At 66.4% G+C, this 19263-nt stretch carries 17 protein-coding genes and 1 pseudogene; 4 read left to right on the top strand and 14 right to left on the bottom strand.

The window, feature by feature from the left end; all coding sequences use genetic code 11:
- Positions 1-59 precede the first annotated feature (59 nt).
- Positions 60-3713 carry a helicase-exonuclease AddAB subunit AddA gene (gene addA, locus B5E42_RS02375; RefSeq protein WP_087236512.1) on the bottom strand — a complete coding sequence of 1218 codons (3654 nt, stop codon included), beginning with the start codon at positions 3711-3713 and terminating at the stop codon, positions 60-62.
- A gap of 731 nt (positions 3714-4444) precedes the next feature.
- On the bottom strand, positions 4445-4666 hold the full coding sequence (locus B5E42_RS02370; RefSeq protein WP_087236510.1) for a helix-turn-helix transcriptional regulator: 222 nt from the start codon (positions 4664-4666) through the stop codon (positions 4445-4447).
- A gap of 79 nt (positions 4667-4745) precedes the next feature.
- Here B5E42_RS02370 and B5E42_RS18620 point away from each other — a divergent pair, with 79 nt between their 5' ends.
- The gene (locus B5E42_RS18620; protein WP_162613891.1) at positions 4746-5003 is read left to right on the top strand and encodes a hypothetical protein; all 258 of its coding nucleotides are present in this window, start codon (positions 4746-4748) and stop codon (positions 5001-5003) included.
- Here the strand turns inward: B5E42_RS18620 and B5E42_RS02365 are convergent.
- Both B5E42_RS02365 and B5E42_RS02360 read right to left on the bottom strand, forming a co-directional pair.
- Positions 4951-8283 carry a PD-(D/E)XK nuclease family protein gene (locus B5E42_RS02365; protein ID WP_204244366.1) on the bottom strand — a complete coding sequence of 1111 codons (3333 nt, stop codon included), beginning with the start codon at positions 8281-8283 and terminating at the stop codon, positions 4951-4953. The genes B5E42_RS18620 and B5E42_RS02365 overlap by 53 nt on opposite strands.
- A 192-nt stretch (positions 8284-8475) precedes the next feature.
- Complete coding sequence (locus tag B5E42_RS02360; RefSeq protein ID WP_087236508.1) at positions 8476-8844, bottom strand: hypothetical protein; 369 nt, start codon at positions 8842-8844, stop codon at positions 8476-8478.
- Positions 8845-9035: 191 nt separating this feature from the next.
- Between B5E42_RS02360 and B5E42_RS02355 the strand changes: the two genes are divergently transcribed.
- The gene (locus B5E42_RS02355) at positions 9036-9566 is read left to right on the top strand and encodes a dihydrofolate reductase family protein (protein ID WP_087236506.1); all 531 of its coding nucleotides are present in this window, start codon (positions 9036-9038) and stop codon (positions 9564-9566) included.
- Between the two features lie 230 nt (positions 9567-9796).
- Here B5E42_RS02355 and B5E42_RS02350 read toward each other — a convergent pair whose 3' ends face one another.
- The 4 genes from B5E42_RS02350 to B5E42_RS02335 all read right to left on the bottom strand — a co-directional run bounded on the left by B5E42_RS02350 (position 9797) and on the right by B5E42_RS02335 (position 12978).
- The gene (locus B5E42_RS02350; protein WP_087236504.1) at positions 9797-10054 is read right to left on the bottom strand and encodes a hypothetical protein; all 258 of its coding nucleotides are present in this window, start codon (positions 10052-10054) and stop codon (positions 9797-9799) included.
- A 12-nt stretch (positions 10055-10066) separates the two neighbouring features.
- Positions 10067-11542: an IMP dehydrogenase gene (guaB, locus tag B5E42_RS02345; protein ID WP_087236502.1), complete on the bottom strand. Its 1476-nt coding sequence runs from the start codon at positions 11540-11542 to the stop codon at positions 10067-10069.
- Positions 11543-11619: 77 nt separating this feature from the next.
- On the bottom strand, positions 11620-12357 hold the full coding sequence (locus tag B5E42_RS02340) for an acyl-ACP thioesterase domain-containing protein (protein WP_242966990.1): 738 nt from the start codon (positions 12355-12357) through the stop codon (positions 11620-11622).
- A 12-nt stretch (positions 12358-12369) separates the two neighbouring features.
- On the bottom strand, positions 12370-12978 hold the full coding sequence (locus B5E42_RS02335) for a hypothetical protein (RefSeq protein WP_087236498.1): 609 nt from the start codon (positions 12976-12978) through the stop codon (positions 12370-12372).
- A 153-nt stretch (positions 12979-13131) separates the two neighbouring features.
- On the opposite strand from B5E42_RS02335, the gene spoVAD reads away from it, so the two are divergent.
- Together spoVAD and spoVAE are read left to right on the top strand one after the other, a co-directional pair.
- On the top strand, positions 13132-14148 hold the full coding sequence (gene spoVAD, locus B5E42_RS02330; protein WP_087236496.1) for a stage V sporulation protein AD: 1017 nt from the start codon (positions 13132-13134) through the stop codon (positions 14146-14148).
- Positions 14149-14158: 10 nt separating this feature from the next.
- Entirely contained in the window at positions 14159-14527 is a 369-nt protein-coding gene (gene spoVAE, locus B5E42_RS02325) for a stage V sporulation protein AE (protein ID WP_087236494.1), read from the top strand.
- 59 nt (positions 14528-14586) lie between these two features.
- Here the strand turns inward: spoVAE and B5E42_RS02320 are convergent, their stop codons facing one another.
- The 6 genes and pseudogenes from B5E42_RS02320 to B5E42_RS02295 all read right to left on the bottom strand — a co-directional run bounded on the left by B5E42_RS02320 (position 14587) and on the right by B5E42_RS02295 (position 19258).
- On the bottom strand, positions 14587-15072 hold the full coding sequence (locus B5E42_RS02320) for a hypothetical protein (RefSeq protein WP_087236492.1): 486 nt from the start codon (positions 15070-15072) through the stop codon (positions 14587-14589).
- A 15-nt stretch (positions 15073-15087) separates the two neighbouring features.
- Positions 15088-15954, bottom strand: a complete 867-nt coding sequence (locus B5E42_RS02315) for a tetrahydrofolate dehydrogenase/cyclohydrolase catalytic domain-containing protein (protein ID WP_087236490.1) — start codon at positions 15952-15954, stop codon at positions 15088-15090.
- A complete protein-coding gene (locus B5E42_RS02310; RefSeq protein ID WP_087236488.1) occupies positions 15954-16571 on the bottom strand; it encodes a cyclodeaminase/cyclohydrolase family protein in 618 nt (205 codons plus the stop codon). Before B5E42_RS02310 ends, B5E42_RS02315 begins: the two co-directional genes overlap by 1 nt.
- Before the next feature lie 94 nt (positions 16572-16665).
- Positions 16666-16743, bottom strand: a pseudogene (locus tag B5E42_RS18615) (formate--tetrahydrofolate ligase); the annotation flags it as partial.
- A 139-nt stretch (positions 16744-16882) separates the two neighbouring features.
- On the bottom strand, positions 16883-18553 hold the full coding sequence (locus B5E42_RS02300; protein ID WP_087236484.1) for a formate--tetrahydrofolate ligase: 1671 nt from the start codon (positions 18551-18553) through the stop codon (positions 16883-16885).
- A 171-nt stretch (positions 18554-18724) separates the two neighbouring features.
- Positions 18725-19258, bottom strand: coding sequence for an ANTAR domain-containing protein (locus B5E42_RS02295; protein ID WP_087236482.1), 534 nt, complete (start codon positions 19256-19258; stop codon positions 18725-18727).
- Positions 19259-19263: the final 5 nt, after the last annotated feature.

Below are 19263 nucleotides of genomic sequence, written 5' to 3'. Positions count from 1 at the left end.
AGCACAATCAAATGGGAATTGCAACACTTTTTTCGAGAAAATTTTCAAGGATTTTTCCTTTACACCTCCACCGCCTGGTCGATGGCAAAAAACCACAGGCAGCGGCGGACCACCGGCTTCCCGGTGATCTCCTCCAGGGCCCGGCTGTAGGCGGTGAGCTGGGGCCGGTACTCCTCCGCCCGCTCCGCCACGGTTCGTTTGGTCACCCGGTCGGTCTTGAAGTCCACCACCGTGATGCCCTCCAGGGTCTCGAAGCAGCAGTCCACCACGCCCTGGAGCAGCACCTGCTCCCCTTCCTCAGCCTCTTGATAGTAATCCGCCGCCGGCACCAGGATGGAGAACTTGAACTCCCGCCGCAGGGAGGTGGAGGACATCAGCTCCCGGCCCAGGTCGGAGGAGAAAAAGGCCGCGATGCGCTCCGGGTTCACCGCCTCCCCCTGCTGGGGGGTGAGAAAGGCCTGTTCCACCAGCCGGTGGATCTCCGCAGTCACCCCCTCCGCCGTCTCCGCCCGTTCAAAGTCGATGTACTGCATCACCAGGTGGAGGGCGGTGCCCCGCTGGGCCGGGGTGAGGCCGAACTCCTCGGCGGCAAACCGGGGCCGGCCGAAGGTCAGGGGCCGGGGCGGCCTGGGGGCCTCCTCGGCGGCCTCTTCGTCCAGGGGCCGCCCCTTCAACTGGGTAGCGGTGAGCTTGGAGGGCAGCTCCACCTGGGCGGCGTGGGGGTAGATCCAGGCCAGCTTGGCCGCCAGGGCGGCCGCGTCCTCCCCGCCCTCGCCGGAAATCGTCTCTCCGTCCGGCGGCCCGGATGGGCTGATCATTTCCTCCGCCGGTTCCGCCTGGAACTCCATCCCGTCCACGAAGCGGATGTCCCAGCCAGGGCCGCAGTCCGCCGCCGTCAGGGGCACCTGTACCCCGGCGGCCCGCCGCAGGGCCTCCCCGTCCGGCCGGGCCAGGGCGGGCAGCAGCACCCACTGCCCCACGCTCTGGCAGCCCGCCAGCACCTGGGGCTCCACCGGGCAGGCGGCGTCCCCCGCCAGCTTCTCCAGATCCCGCCCGCCGCCGGTGAGGGCCACCGACAGGATCAGCTTCTCCTTGGCCCGGGTCACGGCCACGTACAGCAGCCGCAGCTCCTCCGCCATCATCTCCAGCTCCAGCTGCCGGGCCACCGCCCGGCGGGCCAGGGTGGGGTACTCCACCCCACGCTCCACATCCAGCCGCTTGGGCCCCACACCCAGCTTGGGGTGGAACAGGATGGGCCGGTTCATGTCCTCCCGGTTGAGTCGTCGGGCCAGCCCGCACACCAGCACCACCGGGAACTCCAGGCCCTTGGACTTGTGGATGCTCAAAATGTGCACGCCGCCCCCCTCCCGGCCGGGAGCGGGCAGCACCAGCTTCTCCCCGTTCTCCCGCAGGCGGGTCAGGTAGGAGAGAAAGCCAAACAGGCCCTTGTGGCCCGCCCCCTCGAACCGGCGGGCCAGCTCCGCCAGGGTGAGCAGGTTGGACTGCCGCTCCTCTCCCCCGCTCATGGCCCCGAAGATGCCCAGCAGGTTGGTGCGGTCGTAAATCTGCCAGATTAGCTCATGGCTGCTCAGCTCCCCCGCCCCAAAGCGCAGCTCGTCCAGCTCCGCCAGGAAGGCCCGGCTGTCCTCGCCGCCGTCGGCGGCCAGGGCGGCGTAAAAGTCGGTGTCCGGGCTGCCCGCCCGCAGTTCCGCCAGCCGGTCGGCGGAGAAGCCGTACACCGGGGAGCGGAGCACCGAGATCAGGGGCACGTCCTGCCGGGGATTGTCCACGATCTGCAGCAGGGACAGGGCCACCGAGATCTCGGTGGAGCCGAAAAAGTCCCCGCCCCCGTCCGCCTCCCAGGGGATGTTCCGCTCCCCCAGGGCTCGGGCGTAGTGGTGGAGCACCGTGCCCGGGGAGCGGAGGAGGATCACGATGTCGGAGGCCCGGACGGGCCGCTCGCCCCCTTCCCCGTCGGACACGGGGAAGCCACCGTCCAGCAGTTCCCGGATGCGATTGGCGGCAAAGCGGGCCTCCATCAAGTCACGGGGGGGCTTCTCCCCGTCGTCCCTGTCCTCCGCCGAGGCGTCCAGGGCGTCCAGCTCCACCGCGTAGCGGCCGTCGGGCCGGTACGCCGCGCCGGGGTACAGGGCCTCGTCGTCGGTGTAGTCCATCTCGCCGAAGGCGGTGGACATGAGATTGCGGAACAGGAAGTTGGCCCCCTCCAGCACCTCGGGCCGGGAGCGGAAGTTCTTGGACAGGATCAGCCGCCGGGGCTTCCCCTCCGCCGCGCCGGTATAGTCGGGCCAGGCCCGGTACTTGCCCAGGAAGATGGTGGGGTCGGCCAGGCGGAAGCGGTAGATGGACTGCTTCACGTCCCCCACCAGGAAGAGGTTGGTGCCGTCCCTGGACAGGGCGGTGAAGATGGCGTTCTGCACCTCGTTGGTGTCCTGGTACTCGTCCACCATGATCTCGTCATACCGGGCCGACCACTGGCGGGCCAGCTCGGTGGGGGCACCGTCTTCCCCCACCAGGAGCTCCACCGCCATGTGCTCCAGATCCGCGAAGTCCACCATGCCCCGGCGGGCCTTCTCGGCGGTGTAGGCCGCCTCGAAGTCCTTCACCAGGGCGAACAGGCCCCGCACCGCCGGATGAACCGCCCGGAGATCCTCCAGCAGATCCGCCCCGCTGTCCTCGAACCAGTCGGACAGCTTGTCCATCCGCTTCTTGCAGGCGGCGCGGAGGCGCTTGACCTCCTCCGCCGCGTCGGGGCAGTCCACAATCTTCTTCCGCCCCGCCGGGGGGAACGGGATAGGCAGGACGGCGCGGGCCGCGTCCCAACCCTCCGCCGCCCCCTTGACGAAGGCGTCCAGCCCCGCCAGAGTGGCGGACAGGCTGGGGCCGTAATTGGCGTCCAGGTTGGCGTCGCAGGGGCAGAGCTCCAGAGCGGCGGCGATCTTCCCCCGCCAGTAAGCCCCCTGCCGGGCCGCGTCATCCAGCAGCAGGTGGCCCCAGGTGGTGTGGGCCGGGTCGCTCACGCCATCCAGTGTAAAGGTCTTCTCCTGTTCATCCAGCCAGGCGGCGGGGTTGGGGTGGGCCTGCACCCGGCCCCGGATGTCCAGGACAATCTGCATCAGCCGGGAGTCATCCCGCCCGGCGGCCATGGTGTCCACCAGCTGGGCGAAGTCGCTGCCCGGCGTGATGTCCTCATAGCGCCGCTCCAGCACGTCGTTGAGGGCCCGGAGCATGAGTATGCCCGCCTCTCCCTCGTCACACAGCCGGAAGTCCGGGTCTAAGTCCAGCAGGTGGCCGCACTCCCGCAGCAGCTGGGCGCAGAAGGCGTGAACCGTGGAGATCTGGGCCTTGTAAACCAAAGTCGCCTGACGGCGCAGCTGGGCGCAGAAGGCGTGAACCGTGGAGATCTGGGCCTTGTAAACCAAAGTCGCCTGACGGCGCAGATGGGCGTCGACAGGGTGCTCCGCCAGCCGGGCGGACAGCTCCTCCACGATGCGGCCCCGCAGCTCGGCGGCGGCGGCCTTGGTGTAGGTGATCACCAGGAAGCGGTCGATGTCCAGCCCCTCCCCCGTCACCCGGGCCAGGAGCCGCTCCACCAGCACCCGGGTCTTGCCCGACCCGGCTGCGGCGGACACCAGCAGCCCGCCGCCCCGGTTGTCCACCGCGGCCTGCTGTTCGGTTGTCAGGGAGAATGCCATGGGCGCTGCTCCTTTCTGGTGGGTTGTAAAACAATCTGTAGGGGCGGATATCATCCGCCCGCCTGGTGGAGGCCCGGCCTCCCGGCGGGGGCCTGCCCGGCCGGGGCCCCCATTTCTTCCCGAAGAAATGGGGGGAAAGAAGGGCCGGGGGGCTCCGCCCGCCCTGGACCCCCCAGTACGGGGGTTCATGGCGGCGGTGGGCTGTGTTTGGTCTGCAAGAACCGGGCTTGCATTGCCGCCCGCTCTACGGGAGATTACGTTACAGGCGCTGCCGCGCCCCGGGTGGCACGCATCGGGATTACCCTGCAAGCCCTGCAAAGGGCTGCGCTGTACCGGCTTGGCCCGCCGGGCCGCCGTCGGTACCATGCCTCTGAAAAACTTTGGCGGTTGTGGTAATTATCTGTAGGGGCGACCTGCGGTCGCCCGCCCCGAGCCGAGGGGGCGTTACAACGTAAGCCCCCTCGGCCGGTATGTTACCTGTAGGACAGCTCCGGGGGGTACATCCAATAGGGGGGACCGCAGTCCCCCCTGATTGGTCGTTTCAAGGAGGGGGTGCAGGGAGGTTTGGGCGTAAAGAAACGTGCCGGTGGCACGTTTTAGCCCAAAAGAAATCCAGGCGAAGCCACCTTAACCCGTGGAATCGAAATCCCTCCCCCTGCTGGTTTTCCCCCCGCTTTTGACATCAAAAGCGGGGCGCCCGCCGCGCAGGCGCGCCCTCGGGGGTGCCCCGTTTAGCGGACAATATCCCGGTGGTCGGAACGGCCCACCAGGTAGTCCAAAGACACATTGAAATAGTCCGCCAGGGCAATCAGGCCGTTGAAGTCGGGACGATTTTTGCCCGCCTCATAGTTATGGACGGCCCAGCGGGACACCTCCAAAACGTCGCCAATGGTCTGCTGGGATACGCCCGCATTGGTACGCAGCTCCACAAGCCGCTCCTCAAATGTGGCCATTTTGTTCTCACCTCTTGACAAGTAGAGTTATACTCACTATAATGATTGTAGAGTTAAACTCTACAAAGGAGGTATTACCGTGTTTGACCTATCAGAATTGGAACACCTGCTTCCCGACGAACCCTCTCCAGAATACAACGAGCAGCTCTCTAAAATCAACGACTACTTAGTACGGATCAAGCCCGAAGTCCCCGCGGGTATCCTGGAACGCCTCTCCACCGAGTACATCCGCCTGAATGAGATCGACGCCAGGGAGATGTTCCTCTCCGGGTTATACCTGGGGGCTAACCTGATTCTTGCTCTCTCGCAACCGCCTGCCAGAATTCCTCGCCGGTGACCGAGGGCAGCCAGCGGCGGCAGTCTCCGCCGTGCCCCTCCTCGAAGTGGCAGGCCTCGGCGTAGTCGCACCACTGGCAGGCGTTGTGCTCCGGCCCCCGCCAGAAGGGGTCGGCGGCGATGTTGCCCGCCGCCAGCTCCTGGCCGATCTCCTCTAAAATCCGCCCGGTGTGGCGGGCCAGCTTGCCCAGCCGCTCGGCGGACACCAGGGCCTCGCCGGTGATGGCCCCCGCCCGGTTCACCCGCACGGGCAGGAACCGGGGGCCTCCCTCCCCCAGCTCCTCCATGGCGGAGAGCACCTCCGGGTCATCCAGCACGATGCCGCGCCGCCGCAACTCGGCGTCCACCTTCCTGCGGCGCTCTTCCTCGGTCATGGCCCGACTGCCCGCTACCACCGCCTCCCGGGCGGGCAGGTAGAGCACGCCGGCCGGCTCAATCTGCTTTCCGTACAGGGCCTCCCCCTCGTCGGCCAGGGTGAACAGGTAGAGCAGCATCTGGAGGCCCATGCCGTTCCAGATATCTGTCAAGTCAAAGGACTTGCGCCCCGTCTTGTAGTCCACCACCCGCAGGCAGAGCTTTCCGTCGTGCTCCCAGCCGTCCACCCGATCCACAAAGCCGGAGATGCTGACGGTGACCCCGTCCACGGTGAGCTCCACCGGGGGCAGATCCTTCCCCGCGCCGAAGCCCAGCTCGAAGGAGATGGGCTGGAACTGGGAGGCGCGCAGCTCCTCCGCCACATTGTCCACCACGGCGAACACCGATTTCAGCAGGCGGCGGAACAGGTACTGGAACCGGGCGGTCTCGTGCTCCAGCCCGCCCAGCTCCTCGGCCACGTAGCGCTCCACCGCCTCCCGGGCCAAAGCCCGCAGCTCCTCCCGGGAGACCTCCTTCACGCCCCCCCGCGCCTGGCAGGCGCGGAGCACGTGTTCCAGCACGTAGTGGACGAAGGTGCCGTACTCCGGGGCCTGGAACCCAGCGGCCTTGCGGGCCTCGGCCTTCAGGCCGTACTGCATGAAGTAGGAGAAGTGGCAGGACTTGTACTTGTCCATCCGGGAGGCGGACATGGGCACCCGCTTTCCGTAGAGGGCGTCCACCGCCGGGCGGGTGAGGTGTCCCCGGGTGAGCCCGGCGGCCCGCTCCATCCGCCCCACCAGGGGAGCGTAGTCCGGCAGGGTTTTCAGCGCCGCCCCCGCCTGGGGGAAGCGCCCCGCCAGCTCCAGGGCGGGCCGGGGGGCTGCCAGCCGGAAGGAGCCGTCCAGCAGCCCCTCCTCCACCCGTTTCGCATGGGGGAACAGCACCTTTAATTTGGAGAGCAAAAAGGAGGGCCGCTTCTCCTCCCCGTCGGCCCCGGCGGCGGCCCAGCTGACACAGAATCGCTTCTGGGGCAGGGCACAGGCCTCGTAGACGATGGTCATCTCCCGGTACAGCTTGTCGGACAGCCGGGGGGCCAGCTCCAGCCCGTAGGAGGCCAGCAGGCTTCGGTCGTCGTCGTTGAGCAGGCCGGGCGACGGCGCGGCGGCGGGGATGGCCCCGTCGTCCGCCCCCAGCAGGAACACCACCGGGCAGCTCCGGTGGGCCAGGCGGGGCATCTCCCCGGCGCTCACCCGATCCAGGGACACGGGGATGGAGCCCACGTCGTACTGGGAGAGCACCAGGGCGAAGAGCCTGGAGAACTCGTCCAGCTCCATGGGGGCGTCCCCCAGGATCTGGGCGCACTGCTCCAGACCGCCGCACAGGATGTCCCACAGCTGGGCGTACTCCTCCGCCAGGGCGGCCTGGCCCCGGCGGTTCAGCTCCGCCGTGCGCTCGGCCAGCCGCTCCGGCACCCCCGCCGCCTCCAAAAAGCTGTAAAGGGCGACCGCCTGCCCGCGTCCTGTCCTGTCCGGGTTCTTGCGCAGGGCCTCCAGGGGGGCAGCCACCTGCTTCCGCAGGGCGTTGAGCCGAGAGAGCAGGGCGGTGTCCTCCTCGGTGAAGGTGCGGCCGTAGCCCTTGGGGTGGTTGGCCCAGTCCCGCTTGGCCGTCCAGGCGCTCCCCTCCAGGTTCCACTTGAGCACGTAGTTCTCCAGCAGATCCACGTCCTCCGCCGACAGGGCGGTGAGGCCGGTTTTCAGGTAGCGGAACACGTCGTCGTAGCGGTAGCCCCCGGCGGCCGTCTCCAGGGCGGAGGTGATCAGGGCCAGGATGGGCTTCTGGAGGATGTCGCTCATGCGGCTGAGGAACACGGGGATGCCGTACCGGGCGAACACCGTCTCGATCAGGGAGCCGTAGCCCTCCATGCTGCGGGCGCACACGGCGATGTCCCGGAAGCGGCACCCCTCCTCCCGCACCAGGCGGAGGATCTCCGAGGCCGTCCACTCCACCTCGGAGTAGGGGGAGTTGGCGGTGAACAGGGTGAGGGCGTCCCCCTCCCCCGTCCAGGGGGCGGGCGAGGGGGCAAAGAGCTCCCGCTCCAGGTGGGCCAGGGCGGGGGCCTTGGGCCCGGCCTGGCCGGTGCGCACCACGATTTCCCGGGAAATGCCCCGCTCCTTGGCCAGCCGGAGCAGCTGCCGGGCGGTGCGCCGGGCCGGGGAGAAGATCCCCGCGCCCCCCTCGTCCTCCTCCAGGTGGTCGCAGGTCAGGGCCACGGTGACGGAGTTGGCCCTGGCCAGCAAAGCGGAGAGCACCTGCCGCTCCTGGGGGGTAAAGTCGGTGAAGCCGTCCAGATAGAAGTCCTTCCCCGCCGCCCAGTCCTCCCGGGCGAGCACCTCCGCCAGCCGGGTCAGCCTGTCCCGGGGGTCGGCCCCCTGCCGGGCGGTGAGGGCCTCGTAGGCGCCGTAGATCAGAGACAGGTCGGTGAGCTTGTCCCCCTCCGGCCCCTCCGCGTCCACCCCCGCCGTCCAAAGGTGCTCCGGCGTGATGCAGCAGGTTTTCAGCTCCTCCACCGTGGCCAGCAGGCCGGAGAGGAAGGCGGGCTTGCGGGAGGGCCGCTGGTACACCTTCAGCTCCGGCGCCACGGACTTGAGGGCGGCGCACAGCAGCAGGAGCCGCCCGCCCCCGTCCAGGGCCGGGGCGGCCAGGCCGCCGTACACCGAAAATACCCGGCTGGCCAGACGGGTGAAGGAGAGCACCTCCGCGTGGAGGGAGACCTGGTTGCCCCCCAGGGCGCACAGCTGCCGCTCCATGTTGTGGGAGTGCTGCTCCGGCACGATCAGCACCTGGGGCCGGTCGGACTGGGCGGCAATGGCCTCCAGCAGGGCGTGGGTCTTACCCGTCCCCGCCCGGCCCAGCAGCAGCTTCAGCATGGCGCTTCCTCCTTCCCGCGTTCAGTAAAAAGTATTATAGCATACCCCGCTGCCCTAGGGCAATGCTCCAGTGAAAAGCCCTCCGCTCCAATCAGGAAGTTTCAGCTCAAGCAGCTTTACAAAAGCCCGCGACTGGGCAGATGTCCGGCAATCCACTACTCCCAGGATAGCTCACATCTTCCAGTAGCTTTTCTAAATTCCCAGCGGAAAAAGTATTTGTTGTTTTTTATCCAGTTTCACCACTCCCGTGGGAGCGCATCGGTTCAGTCTCAACAGCGGCTGTTTCTTTGCGTCTGATATCACAATCTCCGCGTCTCCCTTAGACAGACCGCCATGGAAATGAAACTGATAGGAGCGGCTTTCCGGAAATCTGACCGTGTGCCTGAGCGAACCGGAGCAGGAATCCACAGTCGCACTTTCTCCATTCTCACTGCGCCGGAATACAAACAGAGCCGCGGCTATCCGTTTCGATGTCAAAAAGCCCTGGCGGTATCCGACATTCAGGAAAGCCATAAGGGCCGCTACCGAAACAACCGTGAACAAGCAGATACCGATTTTCATAGACATCGCCTCCTGCCCCGCTGTTTCAGCGTATCATATTTCATTACCTATTGCAATCATTTCAATTGGGGGCGTTTTCTTTGTTTTCTGTCCGCACATCTTTCCTGCATTGAGTCCCGAAAGATCCCATGGTACGGCCACGCCCATTCTGTTATACTAACTAAGGAAACCGTAGAGGAAGGAGATCTTTCATGCGCTCTGTCATTCTCTATATCGCCATGAGCCTGGACGGCTATATCGCCGACCGGGAGGGCGGGGTGGACTGGCTGGCTGGCCAGGAGCCCGGTCAGGACATGCCGGACAGCTACAACACCCTGCTGGAGCGGATCGACACCGTGCTTCTGGGGTGGAACACCTACCACCAGCTGACCACCCAGCTCTCGCCGGAGCAGTGGCCCTACGAGGGGCTGGACTGCTATGTATTCACCCACCGGTCTCTCCCGCCAAAGGAGGGGATCACCTTTTCCGATGCCGACCCCTGCGCCCTGGTGCGGGAGCTGAAGGCCCGGCCGGGCAGGGACATCTGGCTGTGCGGCGGGGCCGTCCTGGCCCAGGCCCTGGCGGCGGCCGGCCTCATTGACCGCTACGAGATCACCGTCATTCCCACCCTGCTGGGGAGCGGCGTCCCGCTGTTCGGCGCGCTGGTACAGGAACAGAAGCTCCGCCTGCTCGGCACCGGCACCTTCAACGGCATGGCCGAGCTTATTTATGTACCCAGATAAGCAAGACCCGCCGCCCGAAATCGGGCGGCGGGTCTGAGGCTGTCGATAAACCCACCAGCCGAAGGATTCGGAGGGAGGGATAGTGTGAAAGGGAACCGTCAGGGTTCCCTTTCGCGTTGGATCAAACAACTTTTTGAAACTTTTTTGAAGTTTCAAAAAGTTCTGCAGCGTGTCGAAAAACTTTTTCGACACGCTGACCCGCCGCCCGAAATCGGGCGGCGGGTCTGATTTTACTGGATGCCGCAGGTCTCCCACAGCGTCAGGGTGTTCTGGATGGTGAGCTTCTCCGCGAAGAGCTCCCGGAACTGGGCGGTCTTCTGCTTCCCTTCGGCCTTGAGGGCCTCCATCCGGGCGGTGACCTCCCCCTGGCGGGCCGTCAGGCGCTCCCAGGCGTTTTCAAAGGATGCCAGCCGCCGGGCGGCCGCGCTCTCCTTCCCCTCGGGAATCTCATACGTCCCGTCCGGGCCGGATACCGTGATGCGCTCCATAGCCTTACCCGATTACTGCGGATTGAGGGTGTAGTTGGGGGCTTCCTTGGTGATATAGATATCGTGGGGGTGGGACTCCTTCAGGCCGGCGGAGGTGATCTGCATGAACTGGGCCTTGGACTGGAGCTCCTCCACGGTGTGGCAGCCGGTGTAGCCCATGCCGGCCCGCAGGCCGCCCATCAGCTGGTAGATGGTGTCGCCGGTCAGTCCCTTGTAGGGCACGCGGCCCTCCACGCCCTCGGGCACCAGCTTCTTGTTGTTCTGCTGGAAGTAGCGATCCTTGGAGCCGCAGGCCATGGCGCCCAGGGAGCCCATGCCGCGGTAGACCTTGAACTGGCGGCCCTGGTAGACCTCGGTGTCGCCGGGGGACTCCTCACAGCCGGCCAGCAGGGAGCCCAGCATGACCACGTTGGCGCCGGCGGCCAGAGCCTTGGCGATGTCGCCGGAGTACTTCACGCCGCCGTCGGCGATGATGGGCACGCCGTACTCGGCGGCCACGCAGGCGGCGTCGTAAACGGCGGTGATCTGGGGCACGCCGATGCCGGCCACCACGCGGGTGGTGCAGATGGAGCCGGGGCCGATGCCGATCTTCACGCAGTCGGCGCCCGCCTCAATGAGGGCGCGGGTGCCCTCGGCGGTGGCCACGTTGCCGGCGATGAGCTGCACGTCGGGGTACAGGGCCTTCACCCGGCGCACGCAGTCCAGGATGTTGTGGGAGTGTCCGTGGGCGGAGTCCAGGCAGAGCACGTCCACACCGGCCTCCACCAGGGCCCGCACGCGATCCAGCACGTCGGCGGTGACGCCGATGGCGGCGCCCACCAGCAGGCGGCCCTTCTCGTCACGGGCGGAGTTGGGGTACACAGTGGCCTTCTCGATGTCCTTGATGGTGATGAGGCCCTTCAGGTGGTAGTTGTCGTCCACGATGGGCAGCTTCTCGATCTTGTGGCGGCGGAGGATCTCCTTGGCCTCCTCCAGGGTGACGCCCTCCTTGGCGGTGACCAGGTTCTCCTTGGTCATCACGTTGTCCACCAGCTGGCTCATGTCGGTCTCAAACTTCATGTCCCGGTTGGTGATGATGCCGATGAGCTTGCCGTCCTTGCAGATGGGCACGCCGGAGATGCGGTACTTGGCCATGAGCTCGTCGGCCTCGGCCAGGGTGTGGCCGGGGGCCAGCCAGAAGGGGTTGGTGATGACGCCGTTCTCACTGCGCTTCACCATGTCCACCTGCTCGGCCTGGGCGCCGATGGACATGTTCTTGTGGATGATGCCGATGCCGCCCTCCCGGGCGATGGCGATGGCCATGCGGTACTCGGTAACGGTATCCATGGCCGCGCTCATCAGGGGGATGTTCAGCCTGATCTTGCGGGTGAGCTGGGTGTGCAGATCAATGTCTGCGGGCAGGACGTCGCTCTCCGCGGGGATAAGCAGCACGTCGTCGAAGGTGAGGCCCTGCCGGGTGAACTTCTGGCGCTCGTCAGTGTTGACCATATCGCATCTCCTTTATCTTTCTCTCAGAATCTCAAAAGCTGAAATTTTATCTATTTTACTCGATGCCCCACCGTCTGTCAAGGGGTGATGTGGGACAGCTCCACCGCGCCGTCAAAGCGGCTCTTTCCGGCCGGATCCGCGCCGTGGACATACCAGATTCCGTCCTCCTGCCCGGTGCAGAGCTCAATGGTCTCCCCCGCCCGGCACTCGGCCAGATAGCCCACCTGGAGGGAGGACACATACCGCTCGGGGCCCAGGTTCTCCATGTGGAGGGCGTCGCAGATGAAGTCCACGTAGCGCACGTTGTTCACGTGGCCGTTGACGTCGGTGTCGCTGTAGTGGAGGGCACGGCTCTCCACGTGCTCCATGTGCGCCGGCAGGTGGAGGCCTGAGAGGGTGCGGCTCTTGCACAGCTCCCCGCCGTCGGTGCCCTGAAACTCGTCCACCCTGCTCATGCGGAAAATCCGGTGGGTGTCCGCGTCGGCCAGCACCCAGGTGGACACCGCCTCCCCCACCAACTTTCCCTCCACATACAGGTCAAAGTCCCGGTAGGTGGACGCCCCCCGGGCGCCCCGGTGCCAGGTGCGGATGGTGACCTGATCCCCCCAGCTCAGGGGCCGGTTCAGGCGGTACCACATCCGAACCAGCATCCAGAAGCAGTGGTACTTGGCCATGGTCTCGTCCCGGGAGACGTGGAGGGCGCAGGCCGCCTCCACCGCCGCCTCCTGAAGGGCGCCCAGCAGGCCGGAGGGGCGGCAGTGGTACCAGGGATCGATGTCCCGGGAGTCCACCAGGTATTCCTTTTCGTAGTACATCAGCGCCGCCCCCTATGCCTGGCCATGGATGACCAGCTTGTCCTTGCAGCAGATGTCGTCGATGTCGCTGGCGGTGGCCGCCGGGATGCGCATGGCCCCGCCGCAGTCGGCGCAGAACAGATCCACCGAGCTGTAGTTGACCTGGAGCTTCCAGTTCCGGGAGCCGCAGGTGCAGGAGATGCCGCCCCGCTGGGCGATGTCCTTGATCTCGGAGAGCACCTCGTGCATCACCAGCTCGTCCAGGAAGGTGCCCTTCTCCCCTGCCTGGGCCTCCAGCTTGTCCACCGCCTCCTCCAGGCGCTTCAGGGCGGCGAACACCGGCCCCTCCTCCCCCACATAGCAGCAGTCCAGCCCGGAGGCGGCGCAGGAGAAGGCCAGCACCTTCTCGTGGAGGAAAGCGTGGGAGGAGCAGGTGACGCTGTGATCCTTGCCGCAGAACAGGCAGGGCACGGTGAGGCGCACCCGGTCGCCCATCATCTCCACCCGCAGGGAGGATTTGCCGCAGGGGCAGGGCAGCTCGTTGGCGGATGCAGCCAGCTGGAAAATGCTGCGCTCCACCGCGACGCTCTGCCGGCAGGACGGGCAGAGATAGGCCAGGGTGCGCTTGGCTTGCTCAACCATGAAAAACCTCCTAAAATTTCGCGCAGGATGTTGTTTTTATTATAGCGCAAACCGCCCCGTTTGACCAGCGTATCCGGGAACAAAATCCGTCCTCATATTTTCCCGCCTTTTCGTTCAAAATAGCACCATCCTGTGAGAAAAGGAGGCGGCGCGGTGGAATCGAAAAAGCGGGGGCGGCAGACCGTCGCCCTGTCCCATCCGCCCGCTGTGGCGGGCTTTGCCAGCATTGTGGGCAAAAAGGAGGGGGACGGCCCCCTGGCAGACACCTTTGACCTGGTGAACCAGGACGACACCTTTGGGGAGAAGAGCTGGGAGAAGGCGGAGAGCGCCATGCAGAAGCTGGCCCTGTCCACCGCTCTGGACAAGGCGGGGCTGTCCGCCTCCCGCCTGGACTATATCCTGGCGGGAGATCTGCTCAACCAGTGCATCGGCACCGGCTTTGCCCTCCGGGGGCAGGACGTGCCCTTTTACGGGCTGTACGGGGCCTGCTCCACCATGGCGGAGAGCCTGTCCCTGACGGCCCTGCTGCTGGACGGGGGCTTCGGCGGCTGTGCCGCCGCCATGACCTCCTCCCACTTCTGCTCCGCCGAGCGGCAGTACCGCACCCCCCTGGAGTACGGCGGCCAGCGCACCCCCACCGCACAGTGGACGGTGACCGGCTCGGGCTGTGTGATCCTGTCCGCCGAAGGGGCGGGCCCCAGGGTGACCCACGTAACCACGGGAAAAATCGTGGACAAGGGCATCAGGGATGCCAACAACATGGGGGCGGCCATGGCCCCGGCGGCCTATGAGACGATCAAGGCCCATCTGGAGGATCTGGGGCGGAAACCGTCGGACTACGATCTGATCCTCACCGGCGATCTGGGCAGCCTGGGCAAGGAGATCCTGCTGGATCTCTTTCACCGGGACGGGATGGAGCTGCCCAATCTGGAGGACTGCGGCGTGCTCATCTACGACGCGGAGAAGCAGGACGTACACTGCGGCGGGTCGGGCTGCGGCTGCTCCGCCGTGGTGCTCTGCGGGCTGATCCTCAACGGGATGAACCGGGGGCGCTGGAAAAAGCTGCTCTTTTGCGGCACCGGGGCCCTGCTCTCCCCCACCTCCACCCAGCAGGGGGAGAGCATCCCCTGTATCTGCCATGCCGCGGCCCTGGAAGGGCCGAAGGATTGAGGTGTCTGAAATGGAAATCTTCTGGGAATATGCCCGCGCCTTCCTGTGCGGGGGCGTGCTCTGCCTGATCGGGCAGGTACTCATCGACAAGACCAAGCTGACCCCCGCCCGCATCCTGGTGCTCTATGTGGTGTCCGGGGTGGTGCTGGGGGGCCTGGGCATCTACAAGTATATCGCCCAGTTCGGCGGCGCGGGGGCCACGGTGCCCCTCACCGGCTTCGGCTGGCTGCTGGCCAAGGGCACCGCCAAGGCGGTGTCCGAGCAGGGGGTGCTGGGGGCACTCACCGGCGGCGTCACCGCCGCGGCGGGGGGGATCGCCGCCGCCGTGTTCTTCGGATTGCTGGCGGCCCTGATCTTCAAGCCAAAATCCAAATCATAGCATAAGTCAGGGGGACGCTGTACGGATCAGCGTCCCCTTGGTCTGTCAGCGTGTTCTGTTCAAGCCTCCGCCAGCCACTCGTAGGCCAGGCGGGGGGTGCCGTCCTCCACCCAAATGGTGCCGCAGGGGGCAAAACCGTGTTTGAGGATCAGATGCTGCATCACCCCGTTGTCCCGATGGGTGTCAATGCGCAGATGGTTCACACGAGCCCTGCAGAAGTCCATGCAGGCGGCAAACAGGCCGGGCACCGCCCCGTCGCTGGCCACCCGGTGGATGGTGCCGTAGGGGGTGTCAGAGCGCCATGCCCCCTGGATCTCCCGGTAGTTGGCCTCCTCCCCCAGCTGGAGGACAAAGGCCCCGTGGACGGCCCCGTCCGGCGCCCAGACGTACAGCTGCCCCTTGCCGATGTCCTCCTCCAGATCCTCGGTCAGGGGATAGCGGTCGCTCCACTGGGTGGGGTTTCCGTTTTCGGCCATGAAGCGGCGGGCGGCCGCGTAGACCGGGCCCAGGGCGGGCAGATCCTCGGGTGTTGCAGTTCGTATCATGGGCAGCTGTCTCCTTTACTCGGGCAGGGTAAGGCCGGAGGCCCTGGCGGCGGCCTCCAGCACATGGCGGGCCAGCACGGTGGTGGTCACCGCGCCCACACCGCCGGGCACAGGGGTGATGGCCCGAACCACATCCTGAGCGGCGGCGAAATCCACGTCCCCCGTCAGGCTGCCGTCCTCATCCACGTTGATGCCCACGTCGATCACCACCTGGCCGGGGGCCAGGTGATCCGCGCCGATCACCTTTGCCTTTCCGGCGGCGGCAATGAGCACGTCGGCCCGGCGGCACTCGGCGGCCAGGTCGGCGGTGCGGGTATGGCAGAGGGTGACGGTGGCGTTGCGCCCCAGCAGCAGCATGGCCGCCGGTCTGCCGATCACCAGGCTGCGGCCAATCACCACCGCCCGCCTGCCGGTGAGATCATATCCATAGTAGTCCAGCAGCTCCATGCAGGACTGGGCGGTGCAGGGGGGATAGCCCAGCCGGTCGCCGGAGAACACCGACGCCAGAGAGCCGGGTGTGATGCCGTCCACATCCTTGGCCGGAGAGAGGGCGGCGCACACCGCGCTCTCGTCCATGTGACGGGGCAGTGGGCGGAACAACAGGCAGCCGTGGATCTCCGGCGTCCCGTTGATCTTCCGGAGCAGCGCTGTCAGCTCCTCCTGGGAGGCATCCTCCGACAGGATAAACCGCTTGACAGCAATGCCCACCTTCTCGCACCGCTTCACGGCCCCCCGCTCATAGGACAGATCCTCCGGCCGCTCCCCCACCCGGACAATGGCCAGGGCGGGAACCACGCCGGCCTGCCGCAGGGCGGCGGCCTGGACGGCCAGCTTCTCCGTCAGGGCCGCCGCCGCCGGCGCGCCCTTCCACAACTCTGCCATCAGGAAAACCTCCCCATGACCGCCTCATAGACCTGCTCGGCGATTTTCCAGTACTGATTCACCAGTTGGTCGGCCTCGCGGTTCATGGCCTCGGCATAGGCCCGGTCGGCCATGCTCTTGGTGTTCACCTTCACGTTGAGGCAGGCGCCGTACAGGGCGCTCCAGCAGAATATGACGCCCGTGCCCACGTCGGAGAGCATCATGACGCTGCCCTTGTCCAGCATCTCTCTGTGAAGGTCAATTGCTTCACAGCTCAGGCGGAGGATCTCCATGGGGGCGGCGGCCGCGTCCCGCAGGCACTGCTCCATGATCTCTCCCCGCCCGGGGTCGTCCTTGGGGATGGAATATGCCCTGGACAGGGGTTCAAAGGCAGCGGCGTCCGCGTCCACCAGGGCCAGCAGCCTGGCCCGGATGTCCTCCGCCTTTCCCATGAGAGCTTTCACGTCCTCCTCCACCCCGGCATATTTCTTCTTGCCCACCGTGTAGTTGCCCACCATGGTGCACAGGGCAGTCCCCAGGGCCCCCACCAGGGCAGAAGCGCCGCCGCCGCCGGGTGTGGGCGCCTTGGAGGCCAGCGCGTCCAGAAACGCGCCGCAGGTCTGGTTGGCGGTATCCATTGTATTCACTCCTCATTTGACCGGGCGGCCAGAGGCCGCCCCTACAAGTCGGATGTAGGGGCGGTCTGTGGTCGCCCGTGCATGCAGCATACGTTCAGAACAGCCCGGAGATCCTGCCGTTCTCGTCCACGTCCACCTTCTCTGCGGCGGGCACCTTCGGCAGCCCCGGCATGGCTCCCCACAGAACGGCGTTCTGCGGGGCCCCGGATAATTTTATCTGCACGGGCGGAGTGAATCCGCCCGGCATCAAGGTTTTGGCTGCGCCAAAACGCTTGGACGCCGCATCCGCGGCGGACATGACCATGCCGGGATCAGAACAGCCCGGAGATTCTGCCGTTCTCGTCCACGTCCACCTTCTCTGCGGCGGGCACCTTGGGCAGTCCCGGCATGGTCATGATGTCGCCGGTGAGGGCCACCAGGAAGCCGGCGCCGGCGGACACCTTGAGATTGCGCACGGTGACGGTGAAGCCGTCGGGAGCGCCCAGCAGGCTCTGGTTGTCGGAGAAGGAGTACTGGGTCTTGGCCATGCAGATGGGCAGATTTCCGAAGCCCAGGGCGGTGAGCTCCGCCGCCTGCTTCTTGGCGGCGGGGGTGAGCACCACACCGTCGCCGTGGTAGATCTTTGTCACGATGTCGTGGAGCTTGGCCTCGATGGGCTGCTCCAGCTCATAGGCGAAGGTGAAGTGGTTGGGCTCGCCGCACAGGCGGATGACCTCCTGAGCCAGGGCCTCGCCGCCCTCGCCGCCCTTGGCCCACACCTCGGACAGGGCCACGTTGACCCCAAGGGCGCGGCACTTGTCCTCCACCAGACGCAGCTCCGCCTCGGTGTCGGTGGGGAAGCGGTTGATAGCCACCACGCAGGGCAGGCCGTAAACCTTGGTGATGTTCTCCACGTGGCGGAGCAGGTTGGGCAGGCCGGCCTCCAGGGCGGCCAGATTCTCCTGGCCCAGCTCGGCCTTGGGGCAGCCGCCGTGGTGCTTCAGGGCCCGGACGGTGGCCACCAGCACCACCGCGTCGGGTTTCAGGCCCGCCAGGCGGCACTTGATGTCCAGGAACTTCTCCGCGCCCAGATCGGCGCCGAAGCCGGCCTCGGTGACCACGTAGTCCCCCATCTTAAGGGCCACCCGGGTGGCCATGACGGAGTTACAGCCGTGGGCGATGTTGGCGAAGGGGCCGCCGTGGATGAAGGCGGGGGTGCCCTCCAGGGTCTGCACCAGGTTGGGCTTGATGGCGTCCTTGAGCAGGGCGGCCATGGCCCCCTCGGCCTTGAGATCGTGGGCGGTAACGGGAGCTCCGGCGCGGGTGTAGGCAACCACCATGCGGCCCAGCCGGGCCTTCAGATCCGCCAGACCGCTGGCCAGGCAGAGCACCGCCATGATCTCCGAGGCCACGGTGATGTCAAAGCCGTCCTCCCGGGGCACGCCGTTGACCTTGCCGCCCAGACCGCAGACAATGCTGCGCAGCTGCCGGTCGTTCATGTCCACGCACCGCTTCCAGGTGATGCGCCGCACATCGATGTCCAGCTCGTTGCCCTGCTGAATGTGGTTGTCCAGCATGGCGGCCAGCAGGTTATTGGCCGCGCCGATGGCGTGGAAGTCGCCGGTGAAGTGGAGGTTGATGTCCTCCATGGGCACCACCTGGGCATAGCCGCCGCCGGCGGCGCCGCCCTTGACGCCGAATACCGGGCCCAGGGAGGGCTCCCGCAGGGCCACCACGGTGTTCTTGCCCAGCCGGCGCATCCCGTCCGCCAGGCCCACGGTGGTGGTGGTCTTGCCCTCCCCCGCCGGGGTGGGGTTGATGGCCGTCACCAGGATCAGCTTGCCGTCGGGCCTGTCCGCCCGGTCGGCAAGCAGCTTCAGGTCGATCTTGGCCTTGTACTTTCCATAGTACTCCAGGTACTCCTCGTCCACCCCGGCCACCGCCGCGATGTCCCGGATGGGCTTCATGGCACAGGCCTGTGCGATCTCAATATCCGACTTCACTTCCGCATCCACGCTCCTTCATGTTATCTGTTGTGATGATCCGCCAGACGCCCCGTCTGTTTGGAGAACTTAATCGTATCATCCTTTTTCTCCCTTGTCAACCGAGAGCCGTCCGGGGCGGCGGGTACCAAAACCGCCCGCTGCAAGGGCAGCGGGCGGTCTCCGTTTGCACTATTCCTCTTCCAGCACCTGCCGGGCGGTGTCCGCCAGGCTGAGGCGCCCGTCCATGCTCCGGCGTCGGAGCATGCGGTAGGCCTCCTCCTCCGACAGGGCATGGCGGGCCATCAGCCGCTCCTTGGCCCGGTCGATCAGGGCCTGCTCCCCGGCACTCCGCCGGGGAGGCCGGAGGCGGCCCAGCCGCTCCCCCATGCGCAGGAGCATCTGCACCGACACCACCAGCTCCCGCCGGGTGGCGGGGGCGGGCAGGCGGAACAGGGCCTCGTTCTGGATCAGATCCAGCAGGCCCTGGGATGCCACCACCAGCACGTTGCAGGTATCGTACAGATCCTCCGCCAGCTCCTCCGCCGTGCCGTCCGGGAACTTGTAGCCGCAGACCACGGTGGTGATGCGCTGCTGGCTCACCAGTCGCCGAACCTGGTCAGCGGAACGGCAGAGCAGACAGGAGGCCGCGCCGGCGCTCTCCAGAATCTCCTTCACCCGGCGGCCGTTCTGCTCGCCGGCGAAGGCCACCACCACCGTCTCCATGGCGC

The sequence above is a fragment of the Flavonifractor sp. An10 genome, from assembly GCF_002161215.1.
Classification (GTDB): Bacteria; Bacillota; Clostridia; order Oscillospirales; family Oscillospiraceae; genus Flavonifractor; species Flavonifractor avistercoris.
This window is presented reverse-complemented; position numbering and strand designations above follow the sequence as displayed.

Coding starts and splice junctions, on each gene's coding strand:
- B5E42_RS02340 (WP_242966990.1), bottom strand. CDS start 12,357: ATGTACTACGAAAAGGAATACCTGGTGGACTCCCGGGACATCGATCCC.
- B5E42_RS02365 (WP_204244366.1), bottom strand. CDS start 8,283: ATGCTGAAGCTGCTGCTGGGCCGGGCGGGGACGGGTAAGACCCACGCC.
- spoVAE (WP_087236494.1), top strand. CDS start 14,159: ATGGAAATCTTCTGGGAATATGCCCGCGCCTTCCTGTGCGGGGGCGTG.
- B5E42_RS02370 (WP_087236510.1), bottom strand. CDS start 4,666: ATGGCCACATTTGAGGAGCGGCTTGTGGAGCTGCGTACCAATGCGGGC.
- B5E42_RS02295 (WP_087236482.1), bottom strand. CDS start 19,258: ATGGAGACGGTGGTGGTGGCCTTCGCCGGCGAGCAGAACGGCCGCCGG.
- B5E42_RS02315 (WP_087236490.1), bottom strand. CDS start 15,954: ATGGCAGAGTTGTGGAAGGGCGCGCCGGCGGCGGCGGCCCTGACGGAG.
- B5E42_RS02355 (WP_087236506.1), top strand. CDS start 9,036: ATGCGCTCTGTCATTCTCTATATCGCCATGAGCCTGGACGGCTATATC.
- addA (WP_087236512.1), bottom strand. CDS start 3,713: ATGGCATTCTCCCTGACAACCGAACAGCAGGCCGCGGTGGACAACCGG.
- B5E42_RS02350 (WP_087236504.1), bottom strand. CDS start 10,054: ATGGAGCGCATCACGGTATCCGGCCCGGACGGGACGTATGAGATTCCC.
- B5E42_RS02335 (WP_087236498.1), bottom strand. CDS start 12,978: ATGGTTGAGCAAGCCAAGCGCACCCTGGCCTATCTCTGCCCGTCCTGC.
- B5E42_RS02320 (WP_087236492.1), bottom strand. CDS start 15,072: ATGATACGAACTGCAACACCCGAGGATCTGCCCGCCCTGGGCCCGGTC.
- guaB (WP_087236502.1), bottom strand. CDS start 11,542: ATGGTCAACACTGACGAGCGCCAGAAGTTCACCCGGCAGGGCCTCACC.
- B5E42_RS02310 (WP_087236488.1), bottom strand. CDS start 16,571: ATGGATACCGCCAACCAGACCTGCGGCGCGTTTCTGGACGCGCTGGCC.
- B5E42_RS02360 (WP_087236508.1), bottom strand. CDS start 8,844: ATGAAAATCGGTATCTGCTTGTTCACGGTTGTTTCGGTAGCGGCCCTT.